18 protein-coding genes are annotated in these 18,974 nt (G+C 65.5%); 9 read left to right on the plus strand and 9 right to left on the minus strand.

From position 1 onward, the window contains the following. Positions 1-118: 118 nt before the first annotated feature. Complete coding sequence (locus HACJB3_RS13445) at positions 119-544, minus strand: bis(5'-nucleosyl)-tetraphosphatase (RefSeq protein WP_008416174.1); 426 nt, start codon at positions 542-544, stop codon at positions 119-121. A 102-nt stretch (positions 545-646) separates the two neighbouring features. On the opposite strand from HACJB3_RS13445, the gene HACJB3_RS13450 reads away from it, so the two are divergent. From HACJB3_RS13450 to HACJB3_RS13460, 3 genes are read left to right on the plus strand one after another with little or no spacing between them, the layout of a single operon-like run. Beyond that, positions 647-1,723 carry a sugar-transfer associated ATP-grasp domain-containing protein gene (locus tag HACJB3_RS13450; protein WP_008416175.1) on the plus strand — a complete coding sequence of 359 codons (1,077 nt, stop codon included), beginning with the start codon at positions 647-649 and terminating at the stop codon, positions 1,721-1,723. Between the two features lie 50 nt (positions 1,724-1,773). Continuing rightward, positions 1,774-2,100: an uS10/mL48 family ribosomal protein gene (locus HACJB3_RS13455; protein ID WP_008416177.1), complete on the plus strand. Its 327-nt coding sequence runs from the start codon at positions 1,774-1,776 to the stop codon at positions 2,098-2,100. Between the two features lie 30 nt (positions 2,101-2,130). Beyond that, positions 2,131-3,405, plus strand: a complete 1,275-nt coding sequence (locus HACJB3_RS13460) for an amidohydrolase (protein WP_008416178.1) — start codon at positions 2,131-2,133, stop codon at positions 3,403-3,405. 161 nt (positions 3,406-3,566) lie between these two features. On the opposite strand, the gene HACJB3_RS13465 is transcribed toward HACJB3_RS13460, so the two are convergent. Further along, positions 3,567-4,091 carry a type 1 glutamine amidotransferase domain-containing protein gene (locus tag HACJB3_RS13465; protein ID WP_008416180.1) on the minus strand — a complete coding sequence of 175 codons (525 nt, stop codon included), beginning with the start codon at positions 4,089-4,091 and terminating at the stop codon, positions 3,567-3,569. A gap of 153 nt (positions 4,092-4,244) precedes the next feature. On the opposite strand from HACJB3_RS13465, the gene arcD reads away from it, so the two are divergent. Continuing rightward, positions 4,245-5,717, plus strand: a complete 1,473-nt coding sequence (gene arcD / locus HACJB3_RS13470; protein WP_008416181.1) for an arginine/ornithine antiporter ArcD — start codon at positions 4,245-4,247, stop codon at positions 5,715-5,717. 130 nt (positions 5,718-5,847) lie between these two features. Here the strand turns inward: arcD and HACJB3_RS13475 are convergent, their stop codons facing one another. Then, positions 5,848-7,215 (minus strand): geranylgeranyl reductase family protein, encoded by a 1,368-nt coding sequence (locus HACJB3_RS13475; RefSeq protein ID WP_013199537.1) that lies wholly within the window; start codon positions 7,213-7,215, stop codon positions 5,848-5,850. Positions 7,216-7,325: 110 nt separating this feature from the next. Between HACJB3_RS13475 and HACJB3_RS13480 the strand changes: the two genes are divergently transcribed. Continuing rightward, positions 7,326-7,676 carry a 2Fe-2S iron-sulfur cluster-binding protein gene (locus tag HACJB3_RS13480; protein ID WP_008416183.1) on the plus strand — a complete coding sequence of 117 codons (351 nt, stop codon included), beginning with the start codon at positions 7,326-7,328 and terminating at the stop codon, positions 7,674-7,676. Here the strand turns inward: HACJB3_RS13480 and HACJB3_RS13485 are convergent. After that, positions 7,673-8,146: a hypothetical protein gene (locus HACJB3_RS13485; protein WP_008416184.1), complete on the minus strand. Its 474-nt coding sequence runs from the start codon at positions 8,144-8,146 to the stop codon at positions 7,673-7,675. The genes HACJB3_RS13480 and HACJB3_RS13485 overlap by 4 nt on opposite strands. A 93-nt stretch (positions 8,147-8,239) precedes the next feature. Between HACJB3_RS13485 and HACJB3_RS13490 the strand changes: the two genes are divergently transcribed. Further along, the gene (locus tag HACJB3_RS13490) at positions 8,240-8,746 is read left to right on the plus strand and encodes an MOSC domain-containing protein (protein ID WP_008416185.1); all 507 of its coding nucleotides are present in this window, start codon (positions 8,240-8,242) and stop codon (positions 8,744-8,746) included. A 361-nt stretch (positions 8,747-9,107) separates the two neighbouring features. On the opposite strand, the gene HACJB3_RS13500 is transcribed toward HACJB3_RS13490, so the two are convergent. Beyond that, positions 9,108-10,073, minus strand: coding sequence for an acetamidase/formamidase family protein (locus tag HACJB3_RS13500; RefSeq protein ID WP_008416189.1), 966 nt, complete (start codon positions 10,071-10,073; stop codon positions 9,108-9,110). Between the two features lie 256 nt (positions 10,074-10,329). Between HACJB3_RS13500 and HACJB3_RS13505 the strand changes: the two genes are divergently transcribed. Further along, a complete protein-coding gene (locus HACJB3_RS13505) occupies positions 10,330-11,424 on the plus strand; it encodes an endonuclease/exonuclease/phosphatase family protein (protein ID WP_008416190.1) in 1,095 nt (364 codons plus the stop codon). A gap of 24 nt (positions 11,425-11,448) precedes the next feature. On the opposite strand, the gene HACJB3_RS13510 is transcribed toward HACJB3_RS13505, so the two are convergent. Continuing rightward, positions 11,449-12,822 carry a GntP family permease gene (locus HACJB3_RS13510; RefSeq protein ID WP_008416192.1) on the minus strand — a complete coding sequence of 458 codons (1,374 nt, stop codon included), beginning with the start codon at positions 12,820-12,822 and terminating at the stop codon, positions 11,449-11,451. Between the two features lie 253 nt (positions 12,823-13,075). Then, positions 13,076-14,314, minus strand: a complete 1,239-nt coding sequence (locus HACJB3_RS13515; RefSeq protein ID WP_008416194.1) for a mandelate racemase/muconate lactonizing enzyme family protein — start codon at positions 14,312-14,314, stop codon at positions 13,076-13,078. A 133-nt stretch (positions 14,315-14,447) separates the two neighbouring features. Here HACJB3_RS13515 and HACJB3_RS13520 point away from each other — a divergent pair, with 133 nt between their 5' ends. Further along, positions 14,448-14,906, plus strand: a complete 459-nt coding sequence (locus tag HACJB3_RS13520) for a pyridoxamine 5'-phosphate oxidase family protein (protein WP_008416196.1) — start codon at positions 14,448-14,450, stop codon at positions 14,904-14,906. Here the strand turns inward: HACJB3_RS13520 and HACJB3_RS13525 are convergent. Together HACJB3_RS13525 and HACJB3_RS13530 are read right to left on the minus strand one after the other, a co-directional pair. Further along, positions 14,901-15,797, minus strand: a complete 897-nt coding sequence (locus HACJB3_RS13525; RefSeq protein WP_008416197.1) for a dihydrodipicolinate synthase family protein — start codon at positions 15,795-15,797, stop codon at positions 14,901-14,903. The two genes, HACJB3_RS13520 and HACJB3_RS13525, sit on opposite strands and share 6 nt — an antisense overlap. Positions 15,798-15,821: 24 nt before the next feature. Continuing rightward, complete coding sequence (locus tag HACJB3_RS13530; protein ID WP_238532766.1) at positions 15,822-17,537, minus strand: hypothetical protein; 1,716 nt, start codon at positions 17,535-17,537, stop codon at positions 15,822-15,824. A gap of 270 nt (positions 17,538-17,807) precedes the next feature. Here HACJB3_RS13530 and HACJB3_RS13535 point away from each other — a divergent pair, with 270 nt between their 5' ends. Next, positions 17,808-18,950 (plus strand): MBL fold metallo-hydrolase, encoded by a 1,143-nt coding sequence (locus HACJB3_RS13535; protein WP_008416201.1) that lies wholly within the window; start codon positions 17,808-17,810, stop codon positions 18,948-18,950. Positions 18,951-18,974: the final 24 nt, after the last annotated feature.

Genomic DNA, 18,974 nt, shown 5'->3' on the forward strand with positions numbered 1-18,974 from the left:
GACCCGTTCGTCGCGGTCGGTATCGCGATCCACGCCGTCTGCTCCTATCGGAACTGCAGCCGGGAACACCGCTGCTCTCCAGTGGGGTCCGGAGCGACCGGCTGGGGAGGTCGCCGGGTCAGTAGCCCTCGTCGTCGAGGAACTCGTGGGCGTCCTCGAGGATGTCACGGGGACCGTCCTGAGTAATGGTGTTTATCGCCTGTTCGTAGTCGCGCCACTGGAGGTCGCGGTGTTCGGTCGAGAGTTCGGCGCTGGCCTCGAACGATTCGGCGATGAAGAGGTGGACCGTCTTGTGGATCGTCTGGCCGTTGGCCTGAAAGACGTAGTCGTACTCGTCACGAAAGCCGTCGATCAGCCGGAAGTCCTCGATGCCCGCCTCCTCTTTCACTTCGCGTATCGCGGTCTGTTGGAGTTCCTCCTCGCCCTCAACGCCGCCCTTGGGGAACTCCCAGTCCCCCGGGCGGCTCTTGAGGAGGAGGTACTCGCGCCGTCCACGCGTATCCCGAAAGAGGATCGCGCCGGCGCTCGTCGCATCTACCGTCATTGCTTTCGATAGCCGGTCGGACGTTAAGAGAATATCGGAGTCAGGGCACCCCCGACTTGCGGACGGATGAACGCTTAACTCTCGGGAAACGAACAGTAGGGTATGGACGTCTCCCCCAAACGGATCTATCACACCCTCCGTCAGTTCCAAACGCTCGCCGAGATCGAACGCGAGAGCGTCGAGTTCACCTCGCTGTCGCTCGCCGAGCGGGTCTGGTACTGGCGGCGGGGCTTTCTGAGCCGATCGGCCGTCCTCTATGACTTCGAGAGGTACGGCCACGAGGACTACCTCACCGACTACCAGCGCTACATCAAAACCAGAGGGATCAACGGCCGCTTCGGCTACGCGCTCGACAACAAGCTCATGCTCTATGGCCTTCTGAGCCGCTTTTCGGCGCGCCTGCCCGACCTCTACGGGATCGTCGACGGGGGCACGTTTCGCTCGATCTCGATAGCGGGCGAGCGCGGTCCGACCCGCCCCGCCATCGAGTGGGCCGCGGACCTCGAGGCGGGCGAGACCGCCGTGGTCAAGTGGGTGATCGGCGGCGGCGGCCACAGCGTCCTGTTGCTCACGCGCACCGACGGCGGCTACCGGGTCAACGGCGACCGGATCTCCCGGACCGAACTGCGCGAGCGCTTCGCGGCGATGGACGACTACATCGTCACGGGCTTTTCACAACAGGCCGAGTACGCCGACACGATCTACTCCGAGGCGACCAATACCGTCCGGGCGGTGACGATGTGGGACACCGAACGGGACGAGCCGTTTCTCGCGCGGGCGGTCCACCGGATCGGCACCGACGAGACGAAACCGATGGACAACTGGTCGCAGGGCGCACTGGGCGCGCTGATCGATCCCGGGACGGGCGAACTCGGCGAGGCCGTGACCTACCCGGACGACGGCGAGCGCAGGTGGCGCACGGACCATCCCGACACCGGAACGCGGATCGAGGGCGTCGAGATCCCCGGCTGGGAGTCGATTCGGGAGGGGTTACTCGACGTGGCCGACTCGATCCCCTATCTGCCCTACGTCGGCTGGGATCTGGTGGTGACGGGGCGAGGGGAGTTCGAGATCATCGAGGCGAACAACTACCCCGGCATGAAGTCCCTGCAGGTCCACGGGCCGCTGTGTGCCGACGAGCGCGTCGAGCGGTTCTATCGCGACCACGGCGTGCGCTAATTCGGACCGCTTTTGATGCCTGCCCGCAACAGTAGTCGGTAGAACCCACCATGACCTTCGTCACGAAACTCACGCTCCAGAGCGGGGACCGGGCGGTGCTCGAACGCGTCGTCAGCGAGATCGCCACGGCCGTCGAGCGAAAGGGCGCCGAGATGAAAGGGCCGCATCCGAGCCCGCCCGAAACGCTCCGGGTGCCCCAGCACAAACGAACCACCGGCGGGGAGACCTTCGATTCGTGGTCCTACACCGTCTACACCCGGACCATCGAGATCGTCGGCCACGACGATGTCGCCCGGGGCGTGATGGATCGCTCGCTTCCGGAGGGCGTCCATCTGGGCGTCGAGGTCGAGCAGGTCCGACCGCTCGGATCGAGTTAGGTTAAGTAGCCCCCGGTTCTCGACTGGGGTATGAGCACCGACCACCTGATCGAGCTCCGACGCGACCTGCATCGCCATCCCGAGCCCGCGTGGCGAGAGTTCTACACCACCTGCCGCATCGTCGAGGAGATAGAGCGCATCGGCGTCACCGACCTCTACGTCGGGCGTGAGGCGATCGACGTAGAGGAGCGACTCGCGGTCCCCGACTCGGCCGAACTCGTCGAGTGGTTCAATCGGGCGCGGGAGGCGGGCGCAAAGGAGGACGTCCTCGAACGCCTCGACGGCGGCTACACCGGTTGTGTCGCGGTCGTCGAGCGTGGTGAAGGGCCCACGATCGGCCTGCGGGTCGACATCGACGGGCTGTTGCGCGAGGAATCGCGGGACGACGAGCACGCCCCCGCCGCGGAGGGCTTTCGCTCGGAGAACGAGGGCGCGATGCACGCCTGCGGGCACGACGCCCACGCGACCATCGGGCTCGGGGTACTGGAAGCGATCACGGAGAGTGACTTCCAGGGCACGCTCAAGGTGTTCTTCCAACCCGGCGAGGAGATGATCGCCGGCGGGAAGGCGATGGCCAAAAGCGAGCACCTCGCGGACGTCGAGTACCTGCTCGCGCTGCACATCGGCCTCGATCACCCGACCGGCGAGGTGGTCGCGGGGATCGACGACTTCCTCGCAGTGTCACATCTCCACGCGGAGTTCTCGGGCCAGCCCGCCCACGCCGGTGCCGAACCCGATGCCGGCGAGAACGCCGTCCAGGCGATGGCCGCCGCGATCCAGAACCTGTATTCGATCCCCCGACACCACGACGGCGCAACGCGGGTCAATGCGGGCCAGGTCGGCGGGGGTACCGCCTCGAACATCGTTCCCGAGTCGGCCTATATCGAGGGCGAGGTTCGCGGCCAGACGACCGAACTGATGGAGTACATGCGCGAACGCGCCGATCGCGTCCTCGAAGGTGCCGCCGCGATGCACGGCTGTGAGGTCACCGTCGAGACGCGCGGCGAAGCCCCCAGCGCGAGAAGCGACCAGCAGCTCGTCGACGTCGTCTCCAGCGTCGCGCGCACCCGCCCGGGCGTCGAGCGCGTCCTCGAGCGGGACGCACTCGGCGGCAGCGAGGACGCGACCTATCTGATGCAGGAGGTCCAGAAGAACGGTGGGTACGCCTCCTACGTGGGGATCGGTACGGACCACCCCGGCGGCCACCACACCGCGACGTTCGACGTCGACGAGGAAAGTATCGCCATCGGCATCGACGTGATCAGCCGCTCGATCACCGAAATCGCGGCGACCCGCCCCGAGTAGCTACCAGTCGTCGGTCACCGGGTTTTTCGGCTTCTCGCTACTCAGTACGCGTGCGACATCTCCCGAAACCTCGCGAGCGAGGTCCGCGCGGGCGGACTCGGAGTACCAGCCCGCGTGCGGGCTGAGAAAAAAGCGTGATCTGGTGGGTGAGTCGACGACCGTCAGTCGGCCGCGGCGGGCTGGGCCTCGACCCGTTCCAGAACCGCCGAGAGCCACGCGGGCAGGTCGTCAGGATATCGGGCGGTGATCAGGTTCTCGTCGACCACGCACTCCTCGTCGACGAACGTCGCGCCGGCGTTCTCGATGTCGACTTCGATCGGCCAGAAACCGGTGGCCTTTCGACCCGTCAGGATATCGGCGCTGATCAGCAACTGGGCACCGTGACAGACCGATGCGATCGGTTTGTCGCTCGCGTCGAACTCCCGGACGAGCGTGATCGCCTCCTCGGCCTCGATCCGGAGGTCTTCGGGAGCGTTGCCGCCCGGGACGACCAGTAGGTCGTACTCGTCCTCGCTGGCGTCGGCGATGGCGAGATCGGCGTCCATCTCCTCGCCGATCTTGCCCGTGACGCGTTCGCCGTCGGGCGTGGCGAGTGCAACGTCGATTCCGGCCTCCTGCAGGCGGTAGTACGGGTAGGTGAGTTCGCTGTCCTCGAACCCGTCGGTGGTGACGATGAGTGCGTCCATAGCGCTTCCACGTAGGGACGCCAGCCACGAAACGACCGCCGTGGCAGTGGCACCGTCTTTATGACCCCCGCCGAGTCGCCCGTTCGCATCCCTCACTATCACCCTCGTTCATTTCAAAATAGGTATTTATTCCTTGAGTGCATAGCGATTCCGATGGCAGAGCTGGGTAACGCGGCGCGGTCGTACGCGGAGATTCCCGAGGAGCACCGGCCATCGCTCGGACAGGCGCTGGTCCCGGTCGTCGGGATGGTCGTCTTCCTGTTGGTCGGGTCTGTCGGGTTCGGTCTCGACCCGCACATGCCGCTGTTGTGGGGCTGTGTGCTGATCGGGCTGGTGGGGCGATACTGGCTGGGATATACGTGGGACGACCTCTTCGAGGGGGTCTCGGCGGGGCTTTCGATGGGGATCCAGGCGATCCTCATTCTGTTCGTGATCTACATGCTGATCCCCGTCTGGATCGGCGCCGGGACCATTCCGGGCCTGATCTACTACGGGCTGGGGCTGCTCACGCCCGCGGTGTTTCTGCCGGCGACCGCGTTGATCGCGACCGTCTCGGCCTTTTCGATCGGCTCGTCGTGGACGACGGCCGCGACGCTTGGGGTCGCGCTCATGGGAATCGGACAGGGACTCGGGGTTCCGGCCCCGATGACCGCCGGGGCCGTTCTCACCGGCGCGTACACCGGCGATAAGATCACGCCGCTTTCGGATACGACGAACCTCGCGGCGGCGGTCACCGGGACCGATCTGATGGAGCACGTCGACACCATGCGCGTCGGCACCGGCCTCGCACTGGTGATCGCGCTGGTCGCCTACGCCGTCCTCGGATTGCGGATCTCCGGGTCGATCCCCGCAGGGCAGGTCGAGACGATCCGGACGGGGATCCTCGCGGGCTACGAGATCAGCCCGCTGGTCTTCTTACCCCTCCTGATCACGTTCGGGCTGGCGCTGGCGGGCTATCCGGCACTGCCGGCGCTGGTCGCCGGGGTCTTCGCGGGTGTCGGGACGATGCTGCTCGTCCAGGGGGCGGGCTTCGCCGAGGCCTGGTCGGTCGCCCAGGCGGGTACGGCCCCGGAAACGGGCACGGCGCTGGTCGACGACCTGCTCGCGAGCGACGGGTTGAACGGGTCGGCGTGGACCGTCTCGATCGTCGCCGTCGCCCTCTCGCTCGGCGGGCTGCTCGAACGCACGGGTGTGCTCGCGGCGCTCGCGAACTGGATCGAAGAGGCTATCGACAGCGTCGCGGGACTGACCGTCGCCACGGGCGTCTCGGCGTTCGCGATGAACGGGCTCGCGGGCCAGCAGTACATGAGCATCGTCGTTCCCTCGATGACCTTTCGGGGGGTCTACGAGGAGTTCGGCCTCGAGAGCAAGAACCTCTCGCGGGCCGTCGAGGCCGCCGGCACGACCACGAGCGTGCTGATCCCGTGGAACGCCGGCGGGGCCTTTATGACCGCGACCCTCGGGGTCTCGCCGCTCGCCTACGGGCCGTACTACTTCCTCGGGTTCCTCTCGCCGGCGATCCTCTTCGTGATGGGGCTGACGGGTTGGGGGATCAGCTATCGGAACGACCGGTCGCCCGGGGAGGAGGGCCCGTCGCCGAAACGGGCACCCACCGATGGGGACTGAACCGCCACCGCTGGGGCCGTGTCGGATCCTCGAAAGCGGTGTCGATGGCGAAGCCGCCGGCTGTCCGTGAGCACCGGAGTATGAACGGTCTTTTTCCTACCCCGTTTTCGGAGTGAAACCGTGAGTGTCCCTAGTACTTCGCCTCGGCACCGGTCGTCTCGTAGACCCGATCCATGATCGCGTCGCGCTCGCGTTGCCAGCCCGCGAGCGCCGAGGGTCGGTCGGGGTAGCGCTCGTACTGCTCGAGGAGTTCGTCTGCGTGGCGCTTGGTCTTATAGAAGTCGAGGATCGTCCCCCAGTGGCCGAAGCTCCCGATCGCGGCCTGGAGCTTCAGTTTGAGACCGAAGTCGGTGCTGCCCGAGTACAGCGCCTCCGCGAGGTTCTCGCCGGGCAGGGAGACGAGCAGGCTCGTCAGTTCCGAGACGTCGACTGCGGTCGCCATGACGTTGTAGACGTCGAGTGCGGCGTACCGACCGCCGTAGTGGTCCATCACGCGCTCGTTGTAGTCCCAGAGCGCCGCCTCGCTCACGTCGCCGGACTCCAGTGCCCCGATCGCCTGCTCGCCGGCGTACTCCCCGGCGTAGGCCGCCCCCGCGATCCCGCCGCCGGTGGTGGGGTTGACGTGGCCGGCCGAATCGCCGACGGCCATGAACCCGGGGGCGACCGCCGAATCGTAGGGCCGTCTGGTCGGGAGTGCGGCGCCGAGTTTGTCCTCGACGGTGGCGCCCTCGAACTCCGGGCGGGTCGCCAGGTCGCGCTTGAGGTCCTCGACGAGTTTCATCGGCTGTTCGTTCATCTGGAAGCCGAGCCCGGCGTTGATCTCCGTGCCCGTTCGCGGGAAGTACCAGAGGTAGCCCGCCGCGCGCTGGGTCGGCTTGAACACCAGCGCGTCCTTCCACTCGACTTCCTCCTCGACGTGGACGACCTCGCGGTAGGCAGAACAGAACTGCGAGTAGGTGACGTTGGTGTCGAAGGTCGCCGCAGAGAGGTCGGCCTTGTCCTGAAGGATCGAGAGCGCCCCCGCCCCGTCGATCGTGATCTCGGCCTCGACGGTCAAGGGATCTCCCTTTCGTTTCGCCCGGACGCCCGTGATCCGGCCCTCGTCCTGGCGGACGTCCTGGACGACCGTGTCGTAGGAGAACTCCACGCCGGCCTCCTTTGCTCCCCGGATGATCGCCTTCCCGTACTCGAAACGGTCGATGACGGCCAGTTCGCCCGGCACCGGGATCTCGAGAACGGTGTCGTGTTCGGGCAGTTCGAACCGGCCGTGATCCACCTCGGTGTTGGTCATCGCGGGTTCGAGGGTGGACTTCGGGATCGCCCCGGGGAACTCGTCGGCACCTTTCAGGGCGTCCCCGCAGGCGATGTGTCCGGCCTCCTCCTCGGTCTTTCGTTCGAGCACGAGGACGTCGTAGCCCGCCTCGGCGATCGTCGCCCCCGCATAACAGCCCGCCGTGCCGGCCCCTACTATGGCGACGTCAACCTCGCGTGTACTCATACCCGGAGTGGCCGCGCGACCGGCAAAACGTTTTAGGTCGAATTCGGTCGTTCTGTCGGCGACAGGACGGGAAATAAAACGTTTTGGGCGAGTTGACTGTAGGGGTGGCTATGGCCACCTACACCGTCGAGTTCGTCGGCACGGGGGAGACGATCGAGGTCACTGACAAACAGACCATCCTCTCGCGGTGTCTCGAGGAGGGCATCGCTCAGGAGTACTCGTGTCGGGTCGGGATGTGTCTCGCCTGCACCGCCGAGATCGTCGAAGGCGAGGTGACCCAGCCTGCCGCTCGCGGGCTTAGCGAGGCCGAATCCGAGGCGTTCGCCCTGACCTGTATGGCCCGCCCGCAGTCGGATCTGAAACTCGACCGCGGGAAGTACCCCCCGAGCATCGCGGTCGACGAGCGGGCGAACCACACCGTCAACGGGTCGGGTTCGGGGGTCGTCGCCGACGACGACTAATCGCCGTCCTCGCGCCGACGGATCGCCGCGACCGTGTTCTGGACGTACTTGATCGCCGTCGCGATCGCCATCAGCCCCGCCATGAGTTCTTGCTGGCTCGCGCCGTCGGCGTAGATCCGGTGTTCGAACTGGATCGAGTCGAGGGTCGGGAACTCCGTCGAGGTCCCCTCCTCGTCGAGGAAGGTGTAAAATCCGGGTGTCGCGGCGAACACCGGGCCGATACGCGCGAGCAGTTCGTAGCGCTGGTCGGGGTTTTCGATCACCGCCGCGGTTCGCTCGGTGTCGAAGGCGGCCCGCCCGACGATCCGCAACGGGCCCCACGTGTCCTCCTTGATGACGTTCAGCGGGATGTGCGAGAGGCGACACTGGATACTGAACGCCGCGGCGTTCTCCGTCGTGCGCTCGACGTCCCGAACGACGCGGTCGTCGAGCCACTTCTCGACCTGCTCGGCGGTGACGTGATCGACCATACCCATCCCCTTTGCGGGCCGAGCCTAAAGGCCCGGTCCTGCACCTGCCGGTGTCCGGGTGAAGGCTATGGCACCCGAGCCCCTAGCCGACCCATGACACGGGTCAACCAGCTGTTCGTCGCACGCGAGGATTCGGCTCCGATGGAGTCGAAAGAGTACGTCGAGGCCGTCGAGGGCGGACTGGAGGGGGATCGCTACTGTACGGGCAATGGGTATTACTCGCCCTTCGACGTCTGCGAGGTGACACTGGTCGAGGGCGAGGCGATCGAGGAAATAGGAGACGAGTTCGACATCGACCTCACCGACGGGCGACACCGCCGCAACGTCGTCACCCGCGGGGTCGCGGTCCACGACCTGCTGGGGGCGACCTTTTCAGTGGGTGAGGCGGTCCTGCGGGGGACCCGCCCGCGCCCGCCGTGTGCCCACGTCGAGCGGGTCGCTGGCGAGAAGGGGGTTGCCCGCGCACTGAAGAACGGACGCGGCGGGATCTGTGCGTCGGTCGTCGAACCCGGCCGGATCGAAGTGGGCGACGAAATCGAGGTCATAGAGCCCGACGCCCGGACGATGGGCCGGAAGATCGTCGACAGGCTTGGGTTCTAGTAGCAGACGGAAGACACTTTTTTCGTTTAGATCTATTCGTGACACTTGTGGTATGGGCAGCTAAAGGAAATTCCAGTTAAGCCAACAGGTGTCGATAAATCACCTGTACAAATCCAATCGCTGCTATCAACAGAAACCCGAACGCACTGAGCGCTATCCAGATATTACCGTCGCCACTAAGAAGCATAGCTACCATGCTACCTCCAGCGACAACGGCAGCCGTAGTAACGAGGAGGATGCGCTTGGTTGACTCCGTTGTATCGTTCATATCATGGTGAAGATATATACGATGATGAGTCTTGTCCAGTTCGTACAGCGATGAAATGAATCGGTCTATTCGGAATGCTATTACCGACGACTGTTAGTTCTCGGGAAAGATACTCTCGGGGACGTAGGCGGTGACCGTCCAGTTGGGCGCGTCGACCACCTCGCTGATCTTCAGGTCGACCGCCGCCGAACAGAGGATGTACGCCTCCCCGCGGGTGAGGTCGTGCTCGCGTTCGAGGTGGTCGATCATGTGGCGGATCGCTTTTTTCGTCGCCTCCATCAGGTCGTCGCTGATTCCGGTGGTGCCGTACATCGGCTCGTCCTCGCCGGTGGCGGTAAACGGTCCCGTCGTCTCCAACTGAGGCTGGGCGAAGCCGGCGTCCTTTTTCAGACCGAACCGTGCGGTGACGAACATCGGCGCTTCGATCCCGGTGACACAGACCTCGCCGTCGCCCTGTGCGACGTGGCAATCGCCCGTCGAAAAGAGCGCGCCCTCGACCTCGACGGGGAGATACACGGTCGAACCGGCAGTCATCTGCTTGACATCCATGTTCCCGCCGACGTCGCGGGGCGGAAGGGTGTCGTGCTCGCCCGCCTGGGCGGGGGCGTTACCGATCGTCCCCGGGAACATATCCACCGGAATCTCGATGCCGTTGACGAACTCGGCAGTTTCGCCCGCCAGATCCCAGACGTACAGTCCCGCCTCCTCGAACTCCTCGGGCAGGAGTCCGAGCCCCATCTCGCCGGGCATAAATCCCGTAAAGCCCCAGCCCTTGTGCTCGAAATCGAGCAGTTCGACGACCAGCGCGTCACCCGGTTCCGCACCCTCGACCGCGACGGGGCCTGTCAGCGGATGAACCGGGTCGAAACTCGCGTTCGCCAGGTCCTCGACGCCCGAGTCCGGGCCGACCTGTCCGTCGAGGGCGTCCCGGCACTCGAAGCGGACGACCTCGCCGGGCTCGACCGTCAGGACGGGATCGAGCTCGTTGTCCCAGGCGTTGTGGATGTTCTCCTCTTTGTCGCTCAGTTCGTGGTCGATCTCGTAGTCCGCGGTCGTCATGACAATTGGTATCACGTGTTGTCGGGCGATAAAACCGCGTGTGGCGGCGAGGAAAGTCGGATCTTAGATCCGAACGATCCCGTCGTGGCGTAACGAGAGCGATTCGATATATCACAGAGGATCGGTATTTATGTGGCAAGCTGTGTTGAACCAAGGCATGGAACGGGGTACGACCAGACGGCGATTTCTGCAAACAGTAGGAACAACGGCGACGGGAATCGGGTTAGCCGGGACGACAAACGCCTCGGGGGATTCGATGGGAACGGGCGCGCGGTACGCGGCGTTCAACGTGATCGAGCTGGAAACCGAGCAGGTCCAACAGCCGGGCGACGAGCAGGCCGAGGCCGCCGCCCGGATCGTCCAGGAGGTCCGCCCGGACGTGCTCGTCGTCAACGAACTCACCAACAACCTCCAGGAGGGGGAGTACACTGACACCGCGAACATCGATGCGTTCGTCGAGAACTACCTGAGCGTGCCCCAATGTGAACACCTGGAGGGGATCGACTACCCCCATACGCTCCAGCCGGCGAGCAACACGGGCGTGCTGCCCGACGAGGAGTTCGACTTCAACAAGGACGGACGGGCGGGCGAGCGACCGGGCGACGCCTACGGCTTCGGCGAGTACCCCGGCCACTACGCCTTCGCCGTCGCGAGTCGCCATCCCATCGACGAGGACGGCATCAGGAGCTTCCGGGAGTTCCGCTGGGCGGACATGCCGGACAACTTGCTCCCCGTCGAGGGCGACGGCGTCGACGAGGACGGGCTCTACCTGACCGAGGAGGAGACCGAGGTCTATCGGCTCTCCTCGAAGACCCACATCGACATGCCGATCTGCGTCGCGGGCGAGACGGTCCACGGCCTATTCGCCCATCCGACGCCGCCGACGTTCGACGGGGAGAACAACTTCAACGGCCGGTGGAACCACGACGAGGTCCGTTTCTTCGCGGACTACGTCGCCGGCGAGGGATACATCTACGACGACGGCGGCACCGCGGGCGGACTCGCCGATGACGCCTCGTACGTGCTGCTGGGCGACATGAACGCGGCCCCCGACGGGGACCGTCCCCTCGACCCCGCCGGGAAGTTCCTCTTCGAGAACGAGGACTTCACTACCGATCGCCTCCCGACGAGTCCGGGTGGGGCCCAACGAGGCAATCGGTACGCGACGCGGTTCGGCGGCGACATCGAGGGGGTCGTCGAGCAGATCGATTACGTGCTTCCGTCGCCGGACCTCTCAGTTCGGGATTCGGCGGCGGTCTGGCCGAGCGAGGACTCGGACGAACGGGGCCTCCTCTCGGACGTGCGTACCGCCTCCGACCACCGGCTCGTCTGGGCCGACATCGAGGCCTGACCCGCGAGCGACGGCGGGGCCGGATCAGGCAAGCGGGAGCACCGTCGACAGGACCAGGACGATGAGCAGTCCCATGACCGAGACGAGCGTCGTCAGGACGGTCCAAGTCTTGAGCGTCTCGGCCTGGGTCAGTCCGCAGATCTCCTTGACGAGCCAGAACCCGCTGTCGGGGTACCACGAGAAGATGTTCCCGCCCGCGCCGATGACCATCACGAGATACACCGGATTGACCGAGAGGCTGCCCGCCAGCGGCGCCATGATCCCGGCGGTGGTGAGCATGGCGACGGTCGCCGACCCCTGTGCGATCCGGATCGCCGCCGCGATCAGCCACGCGGTGACCAGGAAGCCGATCCCGATCTCCCGGAGCCCGCCCGCGAGGTAATCGCCGATGCCGGCCGTCGCGAGCATCCCGCCGAAGGCGCCGCCAAGACAGGTGATGGCGGCGATGTGCCCACCGTCACGCAGGGCATCGACGATCTCCTCGGCCCACGTCTCGCGCGGGAGGTCGTCGTAGCGATAGAAGGTGTAGGCCGCGACCAGCGCGGCGGCGGTCAGCGCGAGGCTCGGGGCACCGAGAAGCGTCGTGGTGGCGGCGACGGGCCCCGATTCGAGCCCGAGGAGGTTCGAGGTGACCGTCCCGGACATGACCAACAGCACCGCAACGAAGATCGGCAGGGCCGACTCGAGAAAGCCAGGGAGGTGGTCGGACGATCGCTCTGCGACCTCGTTGAGTTCGTCGACGTCGGTTCCCATCGCCTCCCGGAGCGGGATCTCCATCCGACGGTTGATCCACCGACCGTAGCCGACGCCGGCGACCGCGGCCGTGGGGACGGCGACGGTCAACCCGACGGCGATGGTGAGTCCGAGCCCGACGCCGGGGATCTGGCTCGCGACCGCCAGCGGACCGGGCGTCGGCGGGACGAACACGTGGGTCGTCGCCGCGCCGGCACCGACGACGACGATATACAACGGGTAGTTCTTCCCGATGCGCGCACGCATCGAGCGGGCGAGCGGCGCGAGCAGGTAAAAGACGTTGTCGAAAAAGACGGGGATCGCGAGGAAGGAACTGCTTCCCCACAGCGCGATGTCGGCGTTGTCCCGACCCAACACGTCCGTGAACCCGCGGACGATCCGCTGGGCCGCCCCGCTTTCCATCATCGATTTGCCGATCACCGCGGCCATCAGGATCGGGATCCCGATCCCGGCCATCTCCTCGCCGAAGGCCGTGACGATCTGCTCGGGGATCGCGGAGGGAGCGACCCGCGGGGTCACGAGACCGACGGCGAACGAGGCAACTAGCAGGCCGAACACCGCCGGCAGATCGAGATACGCGAGCAGGAAGATCACGACGGCGATACCGACGAGAAACGCCACCAACGGACTGTGTGGATAGGGCATGTCTCCAGTTCCCAGAACCCCGACCGGGGACTTGAGCATTGTGAAGAAAAGTTATTAATGGAAATGATAGGCGTATATTATGAACAAACGTTAATAATTAGGACAGCTATCCACACATATATCGAGATACGTATCGGTAGTCGGGCCGAACGAACTGCAGTTCGAAAGGACGACAGGGATCCCCGGTCCGCTGGGTCGAGGAGGTTACGCTTGGTCGGATACCGTAGAGAGAAACTCCACGGACCTGATGAGACTACCCCTCATCGAACAGCTCCTCGCCCTCGACCATGTGCGCCTCGACGGTATCGAGGTCGAGCGTGAGGCCGAGTCCCGACTCCTCGGGAACCTCGATGGAACCCTGCTCGATGACGCTCTGCTCGACGAGGTCCTCCCACCAGTCCAACTGGTAGGAGTGGTACTCCACCGCCAGCGAGTTGGGGATCGCACTGGCGACGTGGGCGCTGGCCATCGTTGCCACCGGCGAGGAGACGTTGTGCATCGCGATGGGCATGTAGTAGGTGTCAGCGAGGTCGGCGATCTTGCGGGTCTCCCTCATTCCGCCCACCTTCGGGAGGTCGGGCGCGAGGATGTCGACGGCCTGCTGGTCGACCAGACGGCGCTGGCCGTGCTTGCGATAGACGTTCTCGCCGGCGGCGATCGGCGTCGAGGTGTGTTGGGTGACCTCGCGCTGGACGTCGTGGTTCTCCGGGGGAACGGGGTCCTCGAGCCACCAGATGGGGTACTCCTCCAAGCGTGCGGCCAGCCGTTTCGCGCTCCCGCCGGTAAACGACCAGTGACAGTCGAACGCGACGTCCGCCCGGTCGCCGACACGGTCGGTAACCGCCTCGACGATCTCGACCTTGTGCTCGATTTCTCGATCACTCAGGTGGCGGTTCGCGCGGTCCTTCTCCTTGCCGCTCGGTACGTCCAGATCGAACTTCAGGGCGTCGTAGCCGAGTTCCTCGACGACGCGTTCGGCCTCGGCGGCGTTGGAGTCGGGTTCGCTCTCGTCGCCCGCGTGACAGTCACAGTAGACCCGCACCTCGTCACGGTATTTGCCACCGAGAAGCTGGTAGGCCGGCACGTCGAGGATCTTCCCCGCCAGATCGTGCAGCGCGATCTCGATGCCCGCGACGGCGGTGACGGTCACGCCGGCGATCGATCCCTCGCCGGACATCTTCTGGATCAGGTGTTCGTAGAGTCGGTCGATATCCAGCGGGTTCTCGCCGACCAGAAACGGCGTCATCCGGTCGATCAGTTCGGGAACGCCCGCCCCCCAGTAGGCCTCGCCGGTACCGACGATCCCCGCGTCGGTGTAGATCCGAACGAGAGTCCACGGGAAGTTGCCGTCGATCATCGTCGTCTGGACGTCCGTAATCGAAACGTCACGTCCCCCGCCACGCTTGGCGGCAAGTCCCATCGTATCGGCCGAGAGCTCTCGCATCGTGTACTCCGCGTTGGGGTCGTGTAGTTTCCTGTAGTCTCGAACCATATCCTCACTGGTTCACTCATCGCTAAAACAGTAGGGGGTTCGGAGTTACTACTCGGATCGGAGTGAACCGAGTTCCGGTAACTCTGCGAGGAGATGGCGCGGTTTCAAGGCGTCTGCGATACCCGAACGTGATATGGAACTCGTCGAAGACACGCTGGCGGTCGATCTCGACACCTTCCTCGCCCGCCCGCTGTTCTGTTTTCTCGCGACCGCTTCCTCCGAGGGGCCCCGCGTCTCGCCGCTGTGGTACCTCTGGGAGGAGGGGGCGATTTGGATCGCCGTCAATCCCGAACTGAAGAGCTATCCCGGTCGGATCGAGGAGGACCCGCGGACCGCGCTCGCGGTCGTCGACTTCGACGCTTCTCGGGGATTGGTCCAGCACGTCGGCATGCGCGGCGAAGCGAGCATCGAGGCGTTCGACCCCGAGAAGGCGACCCGGCTGTTCGGTCGGTATCTCGGGCCCGAGGAGCGCTGGGACGGGCGCTTTCACGCCGTCTTCGAGCGGAGCGAGCGCTATCGGTTCGTTCGGTTCGAACCCGAGACCGTCGTCGCGCGCGATCAGTCCTACGCGCCGGTGGGACCGGGGTTATAGCAGGTCGAGCGCTTCGAGATCCGTGACCATCGCCCGTTCGTTCTCCTCGTCCATCAGCCGCAGCGGGCTGCGAAGCGGGCCGGCCTCGAAGCCAACGTGGGGCAGCGCGCTCTTGACGCCGGCCATGTACGAACCGTACTTGATCGCGTCGCGAACCTCGTAGACGTCGCTCTGGAGGTCGCGGGCGCGTTCTTCCTCGCCGTTGTCGTAGGCCTCGAAGAGGTCGACGACGAGGTCGGGATAGATGTTCGCGACGGCGCTGACCATGCCCGAACAGCCGATCTCGAGGCCAGGGAACAGAAGCGAGTCGGATCCTGCAAGGAAGGTGAGTTCGGGGTGGGCGTCGATCGCCTGTGCGAGCCACGGCACGTCCTTGCTCGAGTCCTTCACGCCGGCGAGGTTCTCGATCTCCGCGAGCCCTTCCAACGTTTCGAGCGACAGTGCGTTGCCGGTCTTGCTCGGGATGTGGTAGACGTAGATCGGGAGGTCGACCGCCTCCGCAACGCGCCGGTAGTGGTTGATGGCGGCCTCGCCATCCAGTGGGTAGTAGTAGGGCGTAACGACCACGAGGCCGTCGGCGCCGGCCGACTCGGCGTGTTCGGCGTGTTCGACGGTTTCGTAGGTGCTGGGCGCGCCGACGCCGGCGATCACCGGTACTTCGTCTACCTCCTCGACGACGGCCTCGACGACGCCCTTTCGTTCTTCGTCCGTGAGCAAGGGGAACTCGCCGTTGGTTCCGAGCGGGAAGACGCCGTGGGCGCCGCCGTCGACGACGTAGCGCGCGTGGGCCGCAGTGCGTTCGTAGTCGACCGACTCGTCGTCGTCGAAGACGGTGATCGTCGGCGGGATCACGCCGGACAGCGCCAGTGGGTCGTCCGAACCGGTGTGCATACCGAAGCGTCGCCGGCCAGTCCCTTAATGGGTGACGGTCTCCTCGGCGACGGCCAGTCGACGCGAGTCGGGCGGTCGGACGATCTCCTCGGGCGAGAGGGCGCTCTGATCGGCGAGCGCCGAGAGCCACGTCTCGACGTCGTGTACCCGAAGCTTGAGACGCACCGAACAGGGATGGAGTTCGGGCGAGTCGGGCAACAACGAGCGATCGAGGTCGTACTCCTCGTAGACCGAGCGCCGGTCGGGCCACGGGTTGTCGAACGGCGACAGCGGGAGCGGGAGGTTGCGCCGGCAAAACCCCTCGATCTGGTTGAGGATCGAACTCGTCCGCGGGCGATCGGGCGGGCGGTAGCGAAGCACGTTCGGGTCGAGTTGCTGGATCGCGGCGAGGAAGGTCTCGGTGCTTCGGTACTCGGGCGGGGTCGTGAGGTGCCAGTCGATCAGTTCGCTGTCCGCACAGAGAAACGACTCGGTGAACTGATCGGCCAGATGGATCCGGAAGGACTTCGAGGGGAGGTTCTTGATCCCGAAGACGCTGGGGAGGTCGTAGGCGCGCTGTACGCGCCCGCGACAGCGATCCAGTTCGCGTTCGAGGCGCTCTTCGAGGACGGCGTCGGGGTCGTCGACGTACTCCGCGAGCAGGGTCGGACTCTCGGGCATGAGCCCGAGTTTGCGGTCGGTGAGGAAGTCGATGGCGTCGGGTTCCTCGGCCAGCCCCGAGAGCTTGACCGACTTGCCGAAGGCGCCGACGCGCTTTTTCTGGACGAAGAACTCCTTCAACAGCGAGTCGATCGCCCAGCCGTGGTACATCACGTCGACGTCGGCGAGCTGTTCGATGCCCCGTTGGTGGATGTGGATCGACTCGCCGATCCCGTTGGTGTAACGGACCGTGTCGATGTCGGTGACGAAATACGAGCCATCGACCCCCAGCGTCCGGTGGGTCGCGCCGTACTGGTCGGCGAGTTGCTTCGCGACCCGGATCTCCGCGGAGTCCTCGCCGCCGACGGTATAACAGCACTCGATGTCGGGGATCCCCGCAAGCAGCGTCCGGGAGTCGTAGCCCGCCCCCAAGAGCAGTCCCTTCCGTCCCTGCAGGTCCGCCCGCCGCGACAGAGCCCGTTCGAGACGCGCGGCGAGTTCGCCCGCGTAGTCGAACTCCTGTGGACGGTAGACGAACCGGTCGAGTTGTTCGGTCGATGTCGGCCCGAGGACGCCGTCAAAGGGGATTCGGGAGACCTCCTCGAAGAGGGTGCGGTCGTCGAGGACGACGCTGAGGTGGGTGAGTTCGAGCAGCGAGTCGGGGTCGAACGACAGCTCCGGGCGCGCCCGACAAACCCGCGAGGCGTCGGTGCCGAAGGCGCGCGACCCGCCGGCGTCGGTGTAGAAACACTCCCACGAGCGGATCGGGTCGGTGTAGACCGCCGCCTCGGACCCGTCGTCGATCGCGACGAGGTACGAGCCGTTGAGCGCCGAAAGCGCCGCCCGTCCCTCCTCGCGATAGCGTTCGAGCAGCCAGCGGGCCGGTCTAGCGACGCCGTCGGGCGTGTAGACCTCCCCCCAGATCACACAACAGCCCGTCGGGTCCTCGTGGGCCGAACTCCGGTGTGGATCGCCGAGGTCGGGATCCCGGATTCCGACGGTCAGGGACTCGGTCGAACAGATCCGATCGAACGACGCCTCTTCGCGGACGACGCCGAACGCGTCGGCCCCGCCGAACACCCCGAACAGTTCCTTGTTCATCATTGCGGATCCCCCGGTCACCCGCCGCGCCGTAGGCTTTCGTGGAGCGTGTTTCCCGAAGACAGTTAAGTATTCTAGAAACACGATCCGTCCGACCGACCCGGGCTCGCCCTAGGCGTCCGTGCCTCGCGACGGCGATGTCCCCGGTCGGTCGATGCGGGCTCGGTTACGTATCGACACCTATAAATTCCCATACAATATCAAACTACCGATGTCTTCGGAACGGGACCGACCAGCAACGCTATCCGGCACATCGACGTATGTTCCTCTATGGCACGCGAGATCAGCGCCGAGCGCGTCGAGCGAATGCAGCGTGCGGGCGAGGCGTTCACGCTCGTCGACACCCGGCCCGAGGGGAGCTTCGAGGCGTGGCACATGCCGGGGGTGGTCAATTTCACCTTCGGAAAGGACGAATCGCTCGCAGGGGAGCGAGCGGCGACGTTCGAGCGGCAGGTAGACGGGGATCACCCCATCGTCACGGTCTGTGCGAAGGGGATCTCCTCGCAACACTTCGCGGACGAACTCGCCTCGGCGGGCTACGACGACGTCGCGGTGATCGAGGGCGGGATGGAGGCCTGGAGCGCCGTCTACGACGTCGTCCCGATCACCCTCGACGGGGTGGAGATCCTCCAGATCCAACGGCGCGCGAAGGGCTGTCTCGGTTACGTGGTCTGTGATCCGGAGTCGGGGGAGGCGGCGGTCATCGACGCCACCCGCCACACCGACGAGTTCCGCGAGGCCGCCCGCGAGCGCGATTACGAGATCACCGCCGTCCTCGACACCCACGTCCACGCCGACCACGTCTCGGGTGGGCGCGGGCTCGCTTCCGAACTGGGCGTTCCGTACTACCTCGGTGAGCGCGCACGCGATCGCGGGCTGGCCTACGAGTATACGCCCCTCGGGCGGAACGACGTCCTGGAGATCGGCGAAGTAGAGCTCAAGGCGCTCTTCGCACCCGGCCACACCGGCGAGATGGTGAACTATCTCATCGGACGCGAAGCGCTTCTGAGCTCGGACACCTTGTTCGTCGACGGGACGGGGAGAACGGAGTTGGAGTTCAGCGAGGACGCCGGCGAGCGGGGCGCGCGCATGCAGTACGAGTCGATCCACCGAACGCTGCTGGCCGAGCCCGACTCCATCACCCTGCTTCCGGGCCACGTCACCGTCACCAGCGAGGGCGAGTTCGAGGGCGGGACGCCGGGCGAGGCGATCCGCACGACCGTCGGCGAACTCCGCACCGGCCTCGACGTGCTGGCGCTCGACGAGGCGGCGTTCGTCGAACGCAGTCTGGAGACTCTCCCCGAGAAACCGCCGAACTACGAGCGGGTGATCGACATCAACCGAGGTGTGGAGATGGTCGACGATGAGGAGGTCGTGGAGCTCGAACTCGGGCCGAACAACTGCAGCGCGTAGTCCGAAAACGACGGGTAAATGCCC

Source organism: Halalkalicoccus jeotgali B3 (assembly GCF_000196895.1).
In the GTDB taxonomy this organism is placed as follows: domain Archaea; phylum Halobacteriota; class Halobacteria; order Halobacteriales; family Halalkalicoccaceae; genus Halalkalicoccus; species Halalkalicoccus jeotgali.